Origin of the sequence: Aggregatibacter sp. Marseille-P9115 (assembly GCF_920939465.1) — a bacterium.
Lineage (GTDB): Bacteria > Pseudomonadota > Gammaproteobacteria > Enterobacterales > Pasteurellaceae > Aggregatibacter > Aggregatibacter segnis_B.
The window spans coordinates 1,696,772-1,716,667 of sequence record NZ_OV100759.1; the positions used below are offsets into that span (position 1 = coordinate 1,696,772).

Annotated in this window: 16 protein-coding genes; 3 read left to right on the top strand and 13 right to left on the bottom strand. The window is 43.6% G+C overall.

Annotated features, from left to right (window positions below):
* The first annotated feature begins 104 nt into the window (after positions 1 to 104).
* Complete coding sequence (purD, locus tag LQ983_RS08180) at positions 105 to 1,394, top strand: phosphoribosylamine--glycine ligase (RefSeq protein ID WP_230622304.1); 1,290 nt, start codon at positions 105 to 107, stop codon at positions 1,392 to 1,394.
* A gap of 214 nt (positions 1,395 to 1,608) precedes the next feature.
* Positions 1,609 to 2,871, top strand: a complete 1,263-nt coding sequence (gene glyA / locus LQ983_RS08185; RefSeq protein ID WP_006718964.1) for a serine hydroxymethyltransferase — start codon at positions 1,609 to 1,611, stop codon at positions 2,869 to 2,871.
* Positions 2,872 to 3,032: 161 nt separating this feature from the next.
* On the opposite strand, the gene secF is transcribed toward glyA, so the two are convergent.
* The 13 genes from secF to LQ983_RS08250 all read right to left on the bottom strand — a co-directional run bounded on the left by secF (position 3,033) and on the right by LQ983_RS08250 (position 18,978).
* Complete coding sequence (gene secF, locus LQ983_RS08190; protein WP_230622305.1) at positions 3,033 to 3,998, bottom strand: protein translocase subunit SecF; 966 nt, start codon at positions 3,996 to 3,998, stop codon at positions 3,033 to 3,035.
* Positions 3,999 to 4,015: 17 nt separating this feature from the next.
* Positions 4,016 to 5,866, bottom strand: a complete 1,851-nt coding sequence (gene secD / locus LQ983_RS08195) for a protein translocase subunit SecD (RefSeq protein ID WP_230622306.1) — start codon at positions 5,864 to 5,866, stop codon at positions 4,016 to 4,018.
* Between the two features lie 30 nt (positions 5,867 to 5,896).
* Positions 5,897 to 6,196 (bottom strand): preprotein translocase subunit YajC, encoded by a 300-nt coding sequence (gene yajC, locus LQ983_RS08200; RefSeq protein WP_006718961.1) that lies wholly within the window; start codon positions 6,194 to 6,196, stop codon positions 5,897 to 5,899.
* Between the two features lie 162 nt (positions 6,197 to 6,358).
* Positions 6,359 to 6,580 (bottom strand): sulfurtransferase TusA family protein, encoded by a 222-nt coding sequence (locus LQ983_RS08205; protein ID WP_230622307.1) that lies wholly within the window; start codon positions 6,578 to 6,580, stop codon positions 6,359 to 6,361.
* A gap of 19 nt (positions 6,581 to 6,599) precedes the next feature.
* The gene (locus tag LQ983_RS08210) at positions 6,600 to 7,118 is read right to left on the bottom strand and encodes a hemerythrin domain-containing protein (protein ID WP_230622308.1); all 519 of its coding nucleotides are present in this window, start codon (positions 7,116 to 7,118) and stop codon (positions 6,600 to 6,602) included.
* Positions 7,119 to 7,201: 83 nt separating this feature from the next.
* On the bottom strand, positions 7,202 to 8,353 hold the full coding sequence (gene tgt, locus LQ983_RS08215; RefSeq protein ID WP_230622309.1) for a tRNA guanosine(34) transglycosylase Tgt: 1,152 nt from the start codon (positions 8,351 to 8,353) through the stop codon (positions 7,202 to 7,204).
* 109 nt (positions 8,354 to 8,462) lie between these two features.
* Positions 8,463 to 9,560, bottom strand: a complete 1,098-nt coding sequence (queA, locus tag LQ983_RS08220) for a tRNA preQ1(34) S-adenosylmethionine ribosyltransferase-isomerase QueA (RefSeq protein WP_230622310.1) — start codon at positions 9,558 to 9,560, stop codon at positions 8,463 to 8,465.
* Positions 9,561 to 9,841: 281 nt separating this feature from the next.
* Positions 9,842 to 11,230 (bottom strand): tRNA 5-hydroxyuridine modification protein YegQ, encoded by a 1,389-nt coding sequence (gene yegQ, locus LQ983_RS08225; protein ID WP_230622311.1) that lies wholly within the window; start codon positions 11,228 to 11,230, stop codon positions 9,842 to 9,844.
* Between the two features lie 178 nt (positions 11,231 to 11,408).
* Entirely contained in the window at positions 11,409 to 13,427 is a 2,019-nt protein-coding gene (locus LQ983_RS08230) for a YdgA family protein (RefSeq protein WP_230622312.1), read from the bottom strand.
* Positions 13,428 to 13,560: 133 nt separating this feature from the next.
* Positions 13,561 to 14,607 carry a ferric ABC transporter ATP-binding protein gene (gene fbpC / locus LQ983_RS08235; RefSeq protein ID WP_230622313.1) on the bottom strand — a complete coding sequence of 349 codons (1,047 nt, stop codon included), beginning with the start codon at positions 14,605 to 14,607 and terminating at the stop codon, positions 13,561 to 13,563.
* A 16-nt stretch (positions 14,608 to 14,623) separates the two neighbouring features.
* Complete coding sequence (locus LQ983_RS08240; protein WP_230622314.1) at positions 14,624 to 16,681, bottom strand: iron ABC transporter permease; 2,058 nt, start codon at positions 16,679 to 16,681, stop codon at positions 14,624 to 14,626.
* Positions 16,682 to 16,747: 66 nt separating this feature from the next.
* Entirely contained in the window at positions 16,748 to 17,782 is a 1,035-nt protein-coding gene (locus LQ983_RS08245; protein ID WP_006718951.1) for an ABC transporter substrate-binding protein, read from the bottom strand.
* A 155-nt stretch (positions 17,783 to 17,937) separates the two neighbouring features.
* A complete protein-coding gene (locus LQ983_RS08250) occupies positions 17,938 to 18,978 on the bottom strand; it encodes an ABC transporter substrate-binding protein (protein ID WP_109128071.1) in 1,041 nt (346 codons plus the stop codon).
* A 264-nt stretch (positions 18,979 to 19,242) separates the two neighbouring features.
* Between LQ983_RS08250 and udk the strand changes: the two genes are divergently transcribed.
* Positions 19,243 to 19,893 (top strand): uridine kinase, encoded by a 651-nt coding sequence (udk, locus tag LQ983_RS08255; protein WP_109128070.1) that lies wholly within the window; start codon positions 19,243 to 19,245, stop codon positions 19,891 to 19,893.
* Positions 19,894 to 19,896 lie beyond the last annotated feature (3 nt).

A 19,896-nucleotide genomic window follows, 5' to 3' on the forward strand; every position in this document is an offset into this window, starting at 1 on the left:
ACGATGCTAAATGTACTATGAGGTTGAAATAACTTCTGCCAAATCTCCCCTACCCCTCTTTGCTAAAGAGGGGATTAAATTCAAAAAGATACAAGGACTACAACATGAATATCCTCATCATCGGAAACGGCGGTCGTGAACACGCCCTCGCTTGGAAAGCGGCGCAATCTCCATTAGCGAATAAAATTTTCGTTGCACCGGGCAATGCTGGGACGGCGTTAGAACAAAAGGTTGAAAACGTGAATATTGCCGCAACGGATATCCCAGCGTTGGTTAAATTTGCCCAAGATAACCACATTGGTTTAACGATCGTGGGGCCTGAAGCGCCACTTGTGATTGGCGTGGTGGATGCGTTTCGTGCGGCGGGATTGAAAATTTTTGGTCCAACGCAAGCGGCGGCGCAATTAGAAGGTTCCAAAGCCTTCACCAAAGATTTTTTAGCGCGTCATAAAATCCCAACAGCGGAATATCAAAACTTCACTGAGGTCGAACCGGCATTGGCTTACTTGCGTGAAAAAGGTGCACCAATTGTCGTAAAAGCAGATGGTTTGGCGGCAGGCAAAGGCGTGATTGTCGCGATGACGTTGCAAGAAGCGGAAGACGCGGTGCGCGATATGCTTTCCGGCAATGCCTTTGGTGAAGCCGGTAGTCGAGTGGTCATTGAAGAATTTTTAGATGGCGAAGAGGCGAGCTTTATCGTCATGGTGGATGGCAAAAACGTCGAGCCTATGGCGACCAGTCAAGATCACAAACGTGTGGGCGAAAAAGACACGGGCTTAAACACCGGCGGCATGGGGGCTTATTCTCCTGCGCCTGTGATGACACCTGAAATTCATGCGCGCGTAATGCGTGAAGTGATCTATCCAACGGTCAACGGCATGGCGGCAGAAGGGAATGTTTACACCGGTTTCTTGTATGCCGGTTTGATGATCATGCCAAATGGACAGCCGAAAGTGATCGAATTTAACTGTCGTTTCGGTGATCCGGAAACCCAACCGATCATGTTGCGTTTAGAATCGGATTTGGTGGAACTTTGTCTTAAAGCCTGTGATGGCAAATTGGACGAAGTGACATCCCAGTGGAATCCGAAGGCTTCTTTGGGTATCGTATTGGCAGCAGAAGGCTATCCGGGCGATTATCGCAAAGGCGATGAAATCACTGGTTTGCCTCAAAGTGCGGTCGAAAATGAGAAAGTTTTCTTGGCGGGAGTGGAATCGAAAGCGGGCAAGTTAGTCACCAACGGCGGCCGCGTGCTTTGCGCAACGGCATTAGGCGAAAGTGTCTTTGATGCACAGCAAAAAGCCTTAAAACTTGCCGAACAAATTCAATGGAACGGCCGTTTTTATCGTCGTGATATCGGTTATCGCGCCGTAGCTCGTGAGCAGAAAAAATAGCAAAAAAATGATTCATAAGTTCGTCTGCGTACTTGCGAATACTAGATGGCGGTGCCGGCAAAGGGAACGTTAAAAATTCAATGGATTTTTTGACTGCACTTTTATGAATCGTTTTCATTGATTTGATGAAAATTTAGGATTTAACTTTTAATTAAATTTCAATCCAGAAACAGTTACACTATACCACTCAAAATTACATAACGAGGAAAACACAATGTTTAAAAAGAGCATGAACATCGCTGATTACGATCCGGTTTTATGGCAAGCCATTCAAGATGAGAATCGTCGTCAAGAAGAACATATTGAATTAATCGCTTCTGAAAACTATGCCAGCCCGCGCGTAATGCAAGCGCAAGGTTCTCAATTCACCAATAAATATGCGGAAGGCTATCCGGGTAAACGCTATTATGGTGGTTGTGAGTACGCTGACATTGTGGAACAGTTGGCGATTGATCGTGCGAAAGAATTATTTGGCGCAGATTATGTGAACGTGCAACCGCACTCCGGTTCACAAGCGAATGCGGCCGTTTATATGGCATTATTAAATCCGGGCGATACCATTTTAGGTATGAGCTTGGCACACGGTGGCCACTTAACTCACGGTGCTTCTGTGAGCTTCTCCGGTAAAATCTATCATGCAGAACAATATGGCATTACGGATGAAGGTTTGATTGACTACGATGCTTTGCGTAAACAAGCCCATGAAGTGAAACCGAAAATGATTGTGGGCGGTTTCTCTGCTTATTCTCAAGTGGTTGATTGGAAAAAAATGCGTGAGATCGCAGATGAAGTGGGCGCCTATTTATTCGTGGATATGGCACACGTTGCCGGTTTAATTGCCGCGGGTGTCTATCCGAACCCACTTCCGTATGCCCATGTTGTTACAACAACAACGCATAAAACCTTAGGTGGTCCACGTGGCGGTTTAATTTTATCTGCCAGCGGCGATGAAGAGATGTATAAAAAACTTCAATCTGCAGTCTTCCCGGCTGGTCAAGGTGGTCCATTAGTTCACATTATTGCGGCAAAAGCAGTGTGCTTCAAAGAAGCATTAGAGCCGGAATATAAAATCTACCAACAAAATGTCTTGAAAAATGCGAAAGCCATGGTGGAGGTGTTTAAACAACGTGGTTACAAAGTGGTTTCAAACAGTACCGAAAACCACTTGTTCTTGGTGGATTTAGTTCAACAAGGTTTAACCGGTAAAGCAGCGGATGCAGCACTTGGTAAAGCAAACATTACCGTGAATAAAAACTCGGTACCGAATGATCCACAAAAACCATTTGTGACTTCCGGTATTCGTGTGGGTACACCTTCCGTTACCCGTCGTGGCTTTAACGAACAAGACTGTCGTGAACTTGCTGGTTGGATGTGTGATGTGTTAGATGCACTCGGTAAAGACAATGAAGAACAAGTGATTGCTGCAACGAAAGAAAAAGTATTAGCAATCTGTAAACGTCTTCCGGTTTACGCCTAATATTTAAGGCTTTTCTCTTTAAGCGGCGAGTTTCGCCGCTTTTTTATTGGGTAAAGTGCGGTCGAAAAATAAAACGTTTTTATGGCGTTATTTGGAAAATGCGATGAACGTTGGAAATAAAAAAGGTCGTTAAAAAACGACCTTTTTTGTTTTAGTGATTTTTATGGTAACTCTTCAATATCATCTTTATTCACTTTCGGTTGAACCATGTGTTCACGGGTTAAACCTAAGTCATAGGCGATAGCAATCGCAATGAAGATGGAAGAATAGGTACCGAATCCGATCCCGATAAGCAAGGCTAGCGAGAAACTGTGAATGGTAGGACCGCCGAAGATGAAGAGGGCGATAACGACAATTAACGTGGTTACTGACGTCATAATGGTACGGGATAGGGTTTGAGTTAAGGAAATATCGATGATGTCGATGGCGGAAATCCGTCTGATTTTACGGAAGTTTTCACGCACACGGTCGAATACCACGATACTGTCGTTTAACGAGTAACCTACCACCGAAAGGATCGCCGCAATAAAGGTTAAATCCATTTCGATTTGTAAGTAAGAGAATGCACCGAGGGTGACAATCACGTCGTGCGCTAAAGAAAGCACACCACCGGTTGCTAAACGCCATTCAAAACGCATGCCCACATAAAGCAAGAGCATAATGAGGGTGGCTAAGGTGGCGTAAATAGCCCCTTGGGTTAATTCTTCACCTACGTTAGGTCCGACAAATTCAATGGAACGGATTTGAATATCACTATCCAAGGTGTTCAGCATTTTTTTGACGTGATCGCCGATTTGCGCATCATCGGTTGCCGGTAGGCGAATCATCACATCGCGCACACCGCCGGTGGTTTGTACGAGTGGACTCTCAATGCCGTTTTGCACCAACGTAGAACGGATTTTTTCCAAATCTGCCGGTTGAGAGAAGTGGGTATCTACCACCACACCGCCGGTAAAATCTAAGCCCCAGTTGAAACCTTTGGTAAATACAAAGAATAATGAAACCGCGATAATGACGACGGAAGCAAGGTAGCCCCACATACGGAATTTCATGAATTCCACTAAACGGAAAGGGAGTTTAATGCCTTGAATTTCTCTAATTGGCTGACTTCTATTTTCTAAATTCACAATATATTTCCTCACCGTTAAATTGATAATTTATCAATTCGTTTGCCGCCGTATAAGAAATTCACGATTGCGCGTGTTCCGGTGATTGCGGTAAACATGGAGATAGCAATCCCTAAAGATAAGGTGATTGCGAAGCCTTTGATCGGACCCGTCCCTACAGCGTAAAGTGCTACCGCAGTCAAAATGGTGGTTAAGTTCGCATCGAAGATAGAACTGAATGCACCGCTATAACCTTCGCTAATAGCTTGTTGAACAGGGCGACCGTTGCGAATTTCTTCTTTTATTCGCTCAAAGATCAACACATTTGCGTCCACGGACATCCCAACCGCCAATACGATACCGGCAATCCCCGGCATGGTGAGCGTGGCGCCCGGTAATAAGGACATCAAGCCAACCAATAAAATGATATTGACGATTAAGGCGACATTGGCAATAAGACCGAATTTACGATAGTAAATCACCATAAAGGCGACGACGATCATTAAGCCCCAAAAACTTGCTTGCAAACCTTGTTCGACGTTTTGTGCTCCAAGAGATGGGCCAATGGTACGTTCTTCCACGATTTGAATAGGCGCAATTAACGCCCCGGAACGAAGCAATACGGCAAGGTTTTGTGCTTCTGCCGGAGAGTCAATGCCGGTAATTTGGAATTGACTACCGAAACGGCCTTGAATGGTCGCAACGTTAATCACTTCTTCGTGTTTTTGTAAAATGGTTTTTCCATTTTCGTCTTTTTTGCCGCTGTCTTTATATTCCACATACAACGTCGCCATTGGTTTTTGGATGTTGGCGCGTGTAGTTTGTGACATGATTTCGCCGCCTTCGCTATCCAAGGTGACGCTCACTTGCGGTCTAGAGGTATTTTGATCCACACCGGAACTGGCGTTCGTAATGTGTTCACCACCTAATACGGCACGTTTATAGAGCACGATAGGGCGATTGTTTCTATCATATTTTACTTCAGAATCAGAAGTCACCATGCCGCGAGCGGCTGCCTCTAGGTTTGCATTACCATTGACTAAGCGGAATTCAAGGGTCGCCGTTGCACCCAGAATTTCTTTCGCGCGGGCCGTGTCTTGTACCCCCGGCAATTCAACCACGATACGTTCTGCGCCTTGGCGCTGAATTACGGCTTCTGCGACACCAAGTTCAGTGACACGTTTACGCAAAATACTTAAGTTTTGTTCAATCGCGCTTTCGCGGGCTTCGTTTAATGCCGCATCAGATAACGCCAAAGACAGGGTATTATCAGAAATCGCGCGAATGTCTAAGGTTGGATGCTGTTTGCGCAAATAACGTTGTACATCAGATAACTGTTCCGGATTCACCAAACTTACGATTGTGGAAAAATTCTCTGCTGACTTAATCGCGCTGTATTGATATTTTTCTTTGCGCAATTCAGTACGTAAGGAATCTTGTAATTGCTCTTGACGTTTGGTGAGCGCAGAGTTCATATCCACTTCCATCAGGAAGCGTACCCCACCACGCAAATCCAAGCCCCATTTCATTGGATTGCCGCCGATACTGCTTAGCCATTTTGGTGTTGCCGGTGCAAGGTTCAGGGCGATAGAGTAGTTATTGCCTAATTTTTCAGTGATTTTATCTTTGGCGAGTAATTGGTTATCGGTATTGTTAAAACGTACAAGAATAGAGCCGTTTTCTAACACGATGGATTTAGTTGTCAGATTATTTTCTTTTAGGACAGTTTGAACTTCGCTTAGCACACTGGAATTAGCTTCCTGGCCACGAGTTCCTGAGATTTGTACGGCAGGATCTTCACCGTAAAGATTTGGAAGAGCGTATAAAATACCAATGGCGACCAAAAAGATCACCATTAGATTCTTCCATAAAGGGTAACGATTTAACATAGATTTCCTGTTCCCTTGAGGAATGTAAGATTAAAGGGTTTTAATTGTGCCTTTCGGTAATACCGCTGCAATGTAGTTGCGGTTGATGGTCACTTCAGTGCTGTCGTTTAACGCGATAACGATGCTGTCGCTGTTTTCAACTACTTTGGTGATTTTACCGATGATACCGCCGGCGGTTAATACTTCGGTGCCTTTGGTTAATTCGGACATTAATTTTTTGTGTTCTTTATTTCTTTTTGCTTGCGGACGATAAATCATGAAATAGAAAATCAATCCGAAGATGATAAAAATAAATAACATTGACATTGGGCTGCCTTGTTGAGCTTCCATTCAAATTTCCTTTTAGTTAATGAAAAGAGAAGACGCTGTGGAGCGTCCGTAAACTGATTAAAATCGGCAGTTAAAATACCATAAATTCGCTGAAATGTGAAAATGATATTGTAAAAATGACGGCAAAAACGACCGCACTTTTGAAGGCTGAAAATAGGGAGGTTACTTGTTGATTTTGGTGATTTGAATGGTGCGTTGAGATTGACTTATTAAAGCAAAAGACAACTGCTGAGCTTTGCAAAATAAACGAAAATCTTCGATGTCACTTTCCGCAGCAAGCCATACCGTCAAGACATCATTTGGGGCTAATGTGTTGACGGCATTTTTCGTCATTAATAACGGCAGAGGACAACGATACGCGCGAGTATCAAGTTGATATTCCATAGTTTAAATCAACGATACCTTAGGCTTGTACGCGACGACGAGCACTCATTATGTCACCGATTTCGCGTAATTCAGCTTCCGATAGATGTTGTTTACCGAGCTCAAATAACGGCTCTTCCAACGCGATATGTTTGTCGTAACCCGAGACTACATTGTTGATCAACGCCACATCAACATTTTCTCGCTCGCCCGTCAACAAGGCTTGCAACTGTTCAGATAATTTTGCCCAGTTATCATGCAAGGCCACGTGCTGTCTTTCCAACTCATCAATGTCTTTTTGCGCCTCCGGCACATATTTTACCAACAGTGGGAAAAAATCTTTTTCCTCATCATCATGGTGCAGCGGGGCTGACTGATTGAAATAATTGAGAATTTGCTGAACGTCATTTTTCACCGCCTGATTACAACCGTTTTTTGCCAAATAATCAGGCAAAATCGTCAACTGCCGACAAAAACGTTTCACTTTGCTATGGCAGGCATACAACATTTCAATGGGTTCATTCCAACTGGCGAATTTTTGAGGTTCAAGGATTTGCATAGGAACTCCTGTGAGAGATGAAAGTGCGGTGGAAAAAACACTTAAATTTTTCACCGCACTTTTTACGGGTGATTTTTAGCTGATTATTTTTCTGTTTCTACAAGTTGTAACGGCGGAACAGGCTTGCCGATTCTCGCATAAAATTCCACCACAAAATCATCGAAGCGATCGTCTTCAATGGCTTGGCGGATTTCCGCCATTAAACGTTGGTAATAACGCAAGTTGTGGATGGTGTTTAGGCGCGCCCCGAGGATTTCGCCGCATTTATCCAAATGATATAAATAGGCTTTGGTGTAATGCTTACAGGTGTAGCAATCGCAGTGTGGATCTAACGGGCTAGTGTCGTCTTTGTATTTGGCGTTGCGGATTTTCACAATGCCGTCGGTGACGAATAAATGACCGTTGCGTGCATTACGGGTCGGCATGACACAGTCGAACATATCGATGCCGCGTCGTACGCCTTCCACTAAGTCTTCAGGTTTGCCCACGCCCATTAAATAGCGTGGTTTGTCGGCAGGGATTTGCGGGCAAATGTATTCCAAAATGCGGTGCATATCTTCTTTCGGTTCACCTACGGCCAAGCCGCCCACGGCGTAGCCGTCGAAGCCGATGTTTACCAAGCCTTCCAAAGACACTTTGCGTAATTCTTCAAAGGTGCCGCCTTGGATAATGCCGAATAAGGCGTTTTTGTTGCCCAACTCATCAAAACGGTTGCGACTGCGTTGTGCCCAACGTAAAGACATTTCCATGGATTTTTTAGCGTAGTCAAACGTTGCCGGGTAAGGAGTACATTCATCGAAAATCATCACAATGTCAGAGCCCAAATCATATTGGATTTCCATGGATTTTTCCGGTGATAAGAAAATGCGTTCACCGTTGATTGGGTTTTGGAATTTCACGCCTTCTTCGGTAATTTTGCGTAATTTGCCCAAGCTGAACACTTGGAAACCGCCGGAGTCCGTGAGGATAGGACGATGCCATTGCATAAAATCGTGCAAATCGCCGTGTTTACGCATGATTTCTTGCCCCGGGCGAAGCCATAAATGGAACGTGTTTCCAAGGAGAATTTCTGCGCCGGTGGCGCGTACTTCTTCCGGTGTCATGCCTTTTACCGTGCCGTAAGTGCCGACAGGCATAAACGTCGGTGTTTCAACCGTAAACGTGCCCTGTGGGCGTTCAAATACCAAGCGACCACGGCGGGCGTTGCCACTGGTTTTATCTAATTCATACTTCATTTCATTTCCTCAACGAATAAACAGTTCGAAGGTTTTTAGTCAATAAAAAAGCCTGAGTAACAGGCTTGAGTTGTAGGATTTTAGGTGGAGAACCTAAATAAGTCAATTTCTATTCCATTCCCTTCACATTCGGATTTTTGCTGATAAACATGGCGTCGCCATAACTGAAAAAACGATAGCGATTTTCTACCGCACTTTTATACGCATTCATCGTATGGCTAAATCCGGCAAACGCAGAAACTAGCATAATCAACGTGCTTTCCGGCAAATGGAAATTGGTAATTAAACAATCCACCACGCGGAATTTTTTGCCCGGATAAATGAAAATAGAGGTATCGGAAAAATACGGTTCAATTAACACATCACGTTGTTTTTCTTCCGCCGCTAATGCTGCACTTTCAATGGAACGCACGGAAGTTGTGCCCACGGCAATCACGCGTTTGCCTGCTTTCTTGGTGGCGAAAATGGCATCGCAAACCTCTTGTGGCACTTCCACATATTCAGCATGCATGACATGATCTTCAATGTTTTCAACACGTACCGGTTGGAACGTTCCTGCGCCCACATGCAAGGTTACAAAAGCGAAATTGACGCCTTTCTCTTTCAGTTTTGCTAAAAGTTCATCATCAAAATGCAAACCGGCTGTCGGTGCGGCAACCGCCCCCGGCACTTTGTTATAGACGGTTTGATAACGTTCTTGATCTGCTTCTTCGTCAGGACGATCAATATAAGGCGGTAAAGGCATATGCCCGATTTGTTGTAAAACGTCAAAAAGTGCGGTCTGTTTTTCGGCGATTTCAATTTCAATTTCAAATAAACTGCCTTGGCGACCAACCATCAAGGCTTTTACACCGTTGCCTTCGCCTAATTTATCTTCCCCTAAAATCAATTCAGCCCCTTCTTTCGGCGCTTTAGAGGCGCGAACATGGGCAAGAAAACGAGATTCGCTTAATACGCGTTCTACCAACACTTCAATTTTTCCACCACTGATTTTGCGCCCGAACATCCGCGCAGGAATAACACGGGTATTATTGAAGATCATCAAATCGCCCGGATGAATCAATTCCAACACATCGGCAAAAGTGCGGTGGAAAATGTCCCCGTTTTCGCCATTTAACTGCAATAAACGGCTGGCAGTTCGCTCTGTTTTAGGGTAACGGGCAATCAACTCATCAGGTAAATCAAAATAAAAATCGGCAACACGCATAATGGAACATTTGGTTTGAAAAAGAGGGCGGTAGTCTAGTGCGAATTGGGGAGAATCTCAAGGAAATAAAAGAAATCACGCTAATTTCTTTTGGCGAATATGTAGAAGAAAGTGTTTGTACGGACTAATTGATTCTTTAATCTATGTTTTACTTTTCTCCAGACAAAAAAAAGCCCTTTCAAGGGGGTAAGGGCTAAAAGTATTTGGAGTCATATTTTTTTAGGGTACGAGTTGCATTATATGCTTCCAAATTAATAATGCAACATTTATTTAACAATAAATTAACTTTTCTTTTCGTGCGGATTGCGAGTGTTGGCGTTAACCAAATTTCGCATGAGCAACGCATAGTTTAAATGAATGTCTTGCGGCACATCTAAAAAGACAAAATGCCCGTCGCCCAAAGCGGCATCGACTTCCGCATTTTTGCGGTTGAGCATTTTGTTGATTTTAAACACGATGTTGCCTTGTGGCGTCATCATTTCCACTTCATCACCGAGCAAGAATTTATTCTTCACCGCCACTTCTGCCATGCCCTGCTCATTACGTTTGCCGGTGAATTCGCCGACAAATTGTTGACGATCGGAAATGGAGTAGCCGTAGTCATAGTTTTGGTACTCGTCGTGGGTATGGCGACGCAGGAAACCTTCGGTATAACCACGGTGAGCAAGGGATTCTAAAGTATCCATCAAGCTTTCATCAAACGGTTTGCCGGCGGCCGCATCGTCAATGGCTTTGCGGTACACTTGGGCGGTACGGGCGCAGTAATAGAAGGATTTGGTACGACCTTCGATTTTTAAGGAATGTACCCCAAGTGCGGTGAGTTTTTCCACATGTTGCACTGCGCGTAAATCTTTCGAGTTCATGAAGTAAGTGCCATGTTCATCTTCAAAGGCGGTCATTTGCTCATCAGGATTTTGCGCTTCGGTGTAAAGGAACACTTTATCGGTCACTGCGCCTTCGCCCAAGGTTGGGGCGACATTTTTCACTTCAATCTGTTGGCTCGGGTCGAATTTCGGTACGATATTGCCCACATCATCTACTTTGCCTTCTTCCATTTTGTATTCCCAACGACAGGCATTCGTGCAGGTGCCTTGGTTTGGATCGCGTTTGTTGATATAGCCGGAAAGGAGGCAGCGACCGGAATACGCCATGCAAAGTGCGCCGTGTACGAAAATTTCCAGTTCAATATCCGGCACTTGTTGGCGGATTTCGGCGATTTCATCAAGAGACAGTTCTCGAGATAAAATCACGCGGGTCAATCCCATTTGCTTCCAGAATTTCACGGTCGCCCAGTTCACCGCATTGGCTTGTACGGAAAGGTGAATATCAATGTCAGGGAAGTGTTCACGTACCAGCATAATCAAACCGGGATCGGACATGATCAGTGCATCTGGCCCCATATCGATAACCGGTTGTAAATCTTTAATAAAGGTTTTGAGCTTGGAATTGTGCGGCGCAATGTTCACCACGACATAGAACTTTTTGCCGAGCGCATGGGCTTCATCGATGCCGATTTTTAAATTGGCGTGATTAAATTCATTATTGCGTACGCGTAAGCTGTAACGAGGTTGACCGGCATACACGGCATCTGCGCCATAAGCAAAGGCATAACGCATATTTTTTAGGGAGCCGGCAGGGGAGAGTAATTCAGGTTTAAATGAGGTTGTCATAAATGTCTCTTATGGTCTGATTTCAAGTCAGGAATTTGCGCAAGGCAAATCGTAAAGACGGGTATTTTAGGCAGATTTTGCTTTTTGTAAAGGATAAGTGCGGTGGAAAAATAAAATGTTTTTTAGCGGAGTGAGAATAAAAAAAGTGGGCCTGTAGCCCACTTTCTTGTGATGGTATTTAGTCTTTACTTTCCGGCTGAGAAGAATCCATCATTAGTTCATGTTGCTTCAGAAGTTCTTCTACGGTTTTTCCGTTAATTAGAAAACGGTTATTGTCCCTTTCTAATGTCAGAACATAGTTATCGCCTTCTTCGATAAATATCGGAAATAGTCGTTCTTCCGGTTTAAGCTCCGTCAACAAGGCTTGCCAAAATGGTGAGGCTTTTTTGATTTTTAAACTTTCTTCATCAGAAGTCTCCACGAGGCCTTTGCTTAGAACAATATTGGTCGTGCTTTGCATATTTTCGATGAACATGTCTGCGATGGACTGTTTATCTTTAGTTGTTTTTAAAGCGCCTTTAAGGTGGATACTCACCGGATAGGCTTTTGTGGTTGGATAGGTATTTAAATTGAAGGTGAGGGTTGTGTTATCACTGGCTAAATCTAGATCTTTCCATTGATTTCCAAGGAGTTTTTGTGTGGTTTCCGGTGTGAAATAAGCTGAACACAATGATGCAGTCAACCCAAAGCAAAACTGATTTTCTGCAAATTGAGCAATATTATTCACGGTGAGCGGTAGATTGAACGCAATATCTTCCATTTGCGCTTGTGCTTCAGACAACGTCAGTTTTTTTAGTGAAAGCGTGGAATTTCCACGATATTGGTTGTCTTCCTCTGAGCCTTGATGTTTTAACGCTAATGTTTCCAAGGAGACATTTTGGTAATTAAATGCTTGTAATGAGATTTCTGCATTGCTGTTTCCAGCCATTGTGTTTGCCCATTGTTTCTTCAGCTTTAATAAGGTCTTGTTATCTTCTTTGGGGGCATTTTTGATGGAGAGGGCATCTAAATAGAGCGGAATAAATGCCAATTTGTTTTCCAAGTTATAGCCATCAAGTTGATAGACGATTTGAGCCCCTTTGGCTTCCCATTGTTTGCTTTGCTCTTCCGGCGTCTGTTTGATGCCGGCAACATTTAATTGCAAAGTCAGATTGGCTTTGGCGAGATCTGTATTGGTCATCGTTAAATTGAGTTTTGCCTCATTTAAATTAAAGTAAGGCTTTTGATTTTTAGGCGCATCCACGGATTTAACGGAAAGGGTTCCGTTAAATGTGTGGTTTTGCGTGAGGACGGCGGCTAGAAAATTGGCTACATGTTTAATGTTTTGCTCACCGTTTAGCTGTTTCTTAAATTCATTGGCAAAATCCACCGCACTTGTTACGCCTTGCTGTTGTACATTCAGCGTTATGCCGTTAATCACGGTTTGGCTTTCTTCTGTCGTACGTTCTTTGTTGGCAATGCGTAAGGTGTCGCTACTCAATTGGGTGGAAAGATCGCGCAAGTCTGTATCAGCCGATTTTTTTACACCAAATTGATAACGGGCGTTTTTCAGTTGGATTTTGGTGTTTTCTCCATTTAATAAATCCCATTCGGCATTTTTAGCATTGAGTTCAAGGGTTGAAATGTCGTATTGGTTTTCGCCAACGGGCACAAGTTTAATCTGGGCATGAATTTGTTCTAATTTACTGTTTTTATCATAGTTAAAGCCGCTTAAGTTGGCATTAAGCGCTACGTTTTTTGTGCCTGCATTAAAGTCTAGAGTGACTGAAAGCGCTTGCGTTTTGTTCGTAAAATCACGGAAGTCGGTAAGTATGTTTGATTGCAGATAATCGCCAACCGGTGAAAATTTGCTGTTAATGGTGTTTTTATCAATGGTGATATTGAGATCTTTGTTTAATTGACGTACCAATTGTTCGGAAAGTTTCGATTCCGCCGTAATGAAAAAAGGCAATGCCGTCAGTTTGGTAGAAATAATATTGGTTTTTTGACCATCATTATTTTCTAAACTAAAGGTAAGCTCACGACTGAAAAAGTTCTTGGCACTTTCCGTCACATTGAGGCTGAGTTGATTATCTAAAGAATAAGGGAATTTTTGTAAAACCTGATCCACTTGCTGATTGGTATAAAACTGCGCGCCCCCACCAAGTGCAATAATTATGGCAGCAAGGGTTAAAGTGACTTTTCTTTTTTTACTCATGTGATTCTCAAGCTTAGGTTAAGGTTGTTTCGATGACGATACGGAACGCTAACGTTAAAAATGCCGTAAATAATAACCGCACTTTACTCTCTTGAATACAAAGTGCGGTTAATATTTTAATTATTTTTGATTTTTATTGGTTTTTTAACAGGAAAACGCCTTGCTCGGAAAGATGCACATAGGCTTCTTGCGATGCCGGGTTGAACTGTTCCGGGCGGCAGTTAATCAACAAATCTTGACCATGCCATAACGCCACAACTTCCCAATGGTTACCCATATACACCGCACTTTTAATTGTGCAACGCTGGGCTTCTGTGCCAGTTTCATGCAGATAAACGGCTTCCGGGCGAACGCCTGCCAAACAATCACCGTCCGGTAAATTGAATTGGGCAGCATTGTTTAAGGTAAGTTCATAGCCATGAATGTTAACGGTATTTCCTTGCAATTTCGCCGGGAAAATACTGGATTCGCCCATGAAGTTAGCCAAGAATAAGGAGTTCGGGCGTTGATACAGATCTTTTGCCGGCGCCTTTTGCATGATTTTCCCTTTATTCATCACGATAACTTCGTCGGATACTGCAAAGGCCTCCGTTTGGTCGTGGGTCACGTATAAAGACGTGATGCCAAGGCTTTGTTGTAATTCACGGATTTTTTCCCGCATTGCGCGACGTAAGTTAGCATCAAGGTTACTTAAGGGTTCATCGAACAGTAACACTTTCGGCTTGAGAACAAGCGCACGAGCAAGCGCCACACGTTGTTGTTGACCACCGGAGATTTGGTCCACATAACGATCTTCAAACCCGGCCAAATCCACCAATTCCAAGGCTTCTTTAACGCGCTGTTTACGCTCTTCCTTGCTCACGTTTTGCATGCGTAAGCCGTAGCCCACGTTATCACCGATACTCATGTGCGGGAATAACGCATAGGATTGGAACACGATACAAATATCGCGGTTTTGAATGGACGATTTGGTTACGTCTTCACCGTCAATGAAAATTTGTCCGGAGGTTGGGTTTTCAAGACCGGCAACCAAACGCAAAATGGTTGTTTTACCGCAACCGGATGGCCCAAGCAACGTCACCATGGTGCCGCGTTTAATGGTTAAATCCAAATCATCAATGACCACAGATTTGCCAAAGGCTTTCGTGACATTTTTTAATACTAAGAAATCATTACTCATATTTTTTACCTACAACTTAATTCATTTTTTTCGCTTTGGAACGGGAAATGCGGGTGTCACCAACAATCCAGTCGAAGAACAAAATAATCGCCATCATCACCACGATTAAGATAGAGCCGTATGCAATGGCAATCCCATACTCACCGTCTTCGACACGGTTTAGGATGTATGCGGTTGCCACGCGGGTATCCGCAGTCACCAAGAAGATGATTGCACTCACTGTCGTCATGGCACGCACGAAACTAGTGACAAGCGCAGAAAGCAAGGCCGGTTTTAATAATGGTAACACGATATACCACAGGGTTTTCCATGAGCTACCTTTCAAAGAAAGGGAGGCTTCGTCTAGGGATTTATCGAGTTGTCCTAAGCCTGCAATCGCCGCACGCATACCAATTGGCAAATCACGCATCACCATGGAAATCACCACGATAATACTGGTGCCGGTGATGTACATCGGCGCATTGTTAAAGGCAAGAATGTAAGAGACCCCCGCCACGGTGCCCGGTACGGCAAAACAAAGCATGGTTAAGAATTCGAGGGATTTTTTCCCTTGGAAGTCTTTACGCACCACAATATAGGCAATTAATAAACCAAAAATGGCGGTAAGTGGGGCGGCGATACCGGCGTAAATTAAGGTATTAATTAAGGAAGGCCACGCGCCATCACTTAATCCTTGGCCAAATAACATGGCGTAGTTCTTCAAGGTTAAGGTATAGTCCACACCCCAGTTGACGGTGAAGCTTCCGTAGAAAATACTGCCGTATAAAGCAAGGTTGAAGATAACCCAAGAACCGAGCATGAAAATAATCGTGTATTTCAAGCCGGCAGGGAGTTCTTGTACATCGCCGCGATAAGATTTACCGGAAACGGTCACATAAGAGCGGTTACCAATCCATAAATATTGAATGATAAAAATCGCTAAGGAGAAGATTAACAACATGGAACCAAGGGTACTGGCGGAGGCATAATCTAATTGTGAACCGGCAATGTAGAAGTAAATTTGCGTTGCGATCACGTCGAAGCTACCGCCCAATACCAACGGGTTACTAAAGTCTGCGAGGGATTGGATGAACACGATGAGGAACGAGTTCGCCAAGGCCGGACGTAGTAATGGGAAGATAATGTTGTAGAAGGTTTGGTAACGGTTAGCACGCAACGTATAAGACGCTTCTTCAATGGACGGGTGCACGGATTTTAATGCGCCGTCTAAAATCATGAAGGAAATTGGCGCAAATGCCAAAATTTGTGCAATGGCGATACCGTTAAAACCGTATAACCAGTTGTGATTGGTGAAGCCGAAATTGGTGGATAAAAACTCTGTCACATAACCGGAGCGACCAAGCATTAAAGTTACCCCTAACCCGACCACAAACGGTGGTGTAACAATCGGCAAAATAGAGAAGATTTTACCGATAAATGCGGTACGGCGTGCGATACGGGTTGTATAAAGGGCAAATGCTAAACCGAATACCGTAGAAACGATACCCACGAAGCCGGATAAGAACAAGGAGTTACTGATGACGCGCACAATGTAGCTTTGCGTCAAAATACGCATCACTTGTTGTGGTGCAAAGGTGTCCCCGTCGTAGAACATGGAAACGAAAATCGCCAATGTCGGGTAAACGATGAAGAAGAAAATCAGCAAAATAATGCAAAGTAAGGAGGCGATAATAAATTTGTCGCCTTGCATGACCTTTAACTTAGCAAAAGAGAGCGTAGCAAGTGCGGTGAAACCGATGAGTAAAACGATCACCGAATAGCCCATGCTGATTTTCAGCACGCTGGCGCTGATAAAGGTAAACAGCGTAGCAAGTGCTAGTAAGTAAAGCTCCACTTTGGCTTGCGTATTGGTTGGTAATTTTAGCCACGGCAATAAACCGTATAAAATCACCGGCAAGAACCAAAAAGCGGTAATGTTAAAAGACGACCAACCCATGGCATCGTAGAATTCGTCAGCAGTACTATCGAACAAACCGTAATCTAGAGCGTGGGAAGGTAAAACCAAGTATGCAATTAAGGATAAAATGATCCAAAAATGAGCAGAATGTGTTATTGGAAGTTTGTTTGCGTTCATACAACCTCGCATTAGTAGAAAAGTGAAGCAATGCAACAGCGCATTGCTTCTTTAATTTTACTACAATTATTTGGCTAATTTGACATCATCGACCCATTTGGTGATGAGACGTTTACGTAAATCGGTGGCGCCGTATTTGTCAAAATCATAGTTAATCAGGTTAACGGATTTAAAATCCAACGCATAAGGCGATTGTTGCGCCGTGGTATTGGTTAAAATGGAATAGGCTTCGCCTTTTTGCCAAGTTAATTCTTGCGCTTCTTTCGATAAGGCCCAATCCACGAAAAGTTTGGCGTTTTCAAGATTGCGTGCGCCTTTGATCACGCTGACACCGCCGATTTCATAGCCTGTACCTTCGCAAGGTACCACTAATTCAACCGGAGCACCTTTGGCTTTTTCTAACGAATATTCGTGTAAAAAGCCGATGCCGATTGCTGTTTCGCCACGGGCGGTATTGCGAGTTGCTGTGTTACCGGATTTGGTATATTGCGAAACGTTTTTGTTTAACGCTTTCAAGTATTTGAAGGCTTCCTCTTCGCCCCAAAGCTGAATATACGTGGCTAATTGAGTGTAGCCGGTTCCTGAGCTTTGCGGATCTGCCGCTTGAATTTCATTGCGATACATAGGATCAGCTAAATCTTTCCAACATTTTGGTATTGGCAAATTGAGTTTTTGTAAACGTTCAGGATTCACACCAAAACCTAACACACCAAGATAGATAGCAGAGGAATAGTTACCTTTCGTTTTGGCCGGATCACGGAATTGTTCAACAATTTGTGGCAGGTTTGGTGATTTATACGGTTCTAACAAGCCCATTTCACCCGCTTGGGAATGCGGATCCATTGTACCGCCATACCAAACGTCACCTTGAGGGTTATCTTTTTCCGCATCGATTTTGGCTAAGATAGTGCCCGTACCGCCACGAATAAAACTGGTTTTTACATCATATTTTTTCTCGAATGCCATGGCTTCTTGCTCGCACATAGTATTTTGTGCGCTGCAATAAATAACCAAGCGACCTTTTGCCGCCGCATTGCCACTTAATAACATCCCACCGAGTACAACGCCTGAAAGCGCTAACGCAATTTTTGAGAGTTTCATTTGAACACTCCTGTGTTTTTGATTTCGAGGTAACGCACTTTTGTTGATGTGCGTTCTGATGATAGTGATAGGCCCGCGTCGTAAGGACACGAGCCATCAATATAAGAAAAGTGCGGTGAGAAAAATACAAGAATTTTCGACCGCACTTTAGCGTGTTATTTCGCTAATTTAACGTCTTGAACCCATTTTTCAATTAAGGCTTTGCGTTGTTCGGCAGCGCCGTATTTTTCAAAGTCATAATTGATAAGGTTCAATTTGTTTGGATCAAATGCTGTTGGAGATTGTTCCGCCGTTGTGTTGGTTAAGATTTGTAAGGATTCACCTTGTTTCCATGCCAATTCTTGGCCTTCTTTAGATAACGCCCAATCCACGAATAATTTCGCGTTGTCGATATTACGTGCACCTTTTAAGATGCTCACACCACCTAATTCATAGCCGGTGCCTTCACATGGCACCACGAGTTCTAATGGTGCGCCATTGCGTTTTTCAAGTGCGTAATCGTGTAAGAAACCGATACCAACGACAGCTTCACCGCGAGCCGCGTTACGGGATGGGGTGACACCGGATTTGGTGTATTGGGAAACATTTGGATGTAAAGCTTTTAAGAAATCAAAGGCTTTGTCTTCACCCCAAAGTTGTACGAACGTGGCAAGCGCAGTATAGGCTGTACCGGCACTTTGTGGGTCTGCAATTTGTACTTCCCCTTTCAAACGAGGGTCAGTTAAGTCTTTCCAGCATTTCGGCACTTCTTTAATGCCTAATTTTTCCAGACGTTCTGTGTTCACGCCGAAACCTAAAATCCCCATGTAAATGGCGGATACATAGTTGCCTTTGGTTTTTGCCGGATCACGGAAACGTTCTACGATTTCATCAATGTGTTTGGATTTGTAAGGTTCGATTAAACCTAATTCAGCCGCTTGCGCTTGTGGGTCGAATGTACCGCCGAACCACACGTCTGCTTGTGGGTTATTTTTTTCCGCTTCTACTTTGGCAAAGGTACTGCCTGAGCCGTTACGAATAAAGGAGGTTTTGACATCATATTTTTCACCGAATGCCTTGGTGGTGGTTTCACATAAAATGTTCGTCGCACTACAATACACGACTAAACGTCCTTGTGCCGTTGCAGCTTGTGATGCGAGTAATCCACCGGCTAAAAGTGCGGTTGAAATTGCAAGAGAAAGTGATTTTAGTTTCATGTTGTACCTCTTTATTGTTCATAAAATGAAAATGTAATATGAAATGCGCTCAAGCAAGTGCTTTCGAGGTTTGCATGTTACATAAAATACCCCTCAATTAATGTGAGAAGTCTCACAAAACGAAGAATTTTATGGGCGAATATGTTGCGTAAAAAATTAATTGTAGAAAAATTGTTTGTAAATGGATCTATTTATGTCAAAAAAACGCTTTTTTCTTTATAATTTCGCCAATTTATTTACCTTAATGAGAGAAAGGGAAACGGTATGTCAGATCATCAAACATCATCTTGTATTATCATCGCCATCGCAGGCGCTTCGGCTTCAGGAAAAAGTTCTATTGCCTCTACGGTGCACAAAGAGCTTTGTCATGAATTAGGCTGTGAAGAAATCGGTATTATTGCAGAAGATAGTTACTACAAAGATCAAAGCCACTTAGAGATGTCTGAACGGGTTAAAACCAATTATGACCACCCAAATTCTATGGACCGTGATTTGCTTATTGCCCATTTAAAAGCCTTGAAAGCCGGTAACGCCGTCGATATTCCCGTGTATAGTTATGTAGAGCATACCCGAACCGATGAAGTGACTCACTTTACGCCAAAACGTATTGTGATTTTAGAGGGGATCTTGTTGCTTACCGATGAGCGTGTGCGCCAGTTAGCGGATATTTCCGTGTTTGTGGATACACCGTTAGATATTTGCTTTATTCGCCGTTTACAGCGTGATATGGAAGAACGTGGGCGCACCCTTCAATCTGTTATTGATCAATATCGTGCCACGGTGCGTCCGATGTTCCTGCAATTTATCGAACCCTCTAAACAACACGCTGACATTGTGATCCCACGCGGGGGAAAAAACCGCATTGCCATCAATATGTTAAAAGCGCAAATTATGCAATTATTAAGCCAAAAATAGGGG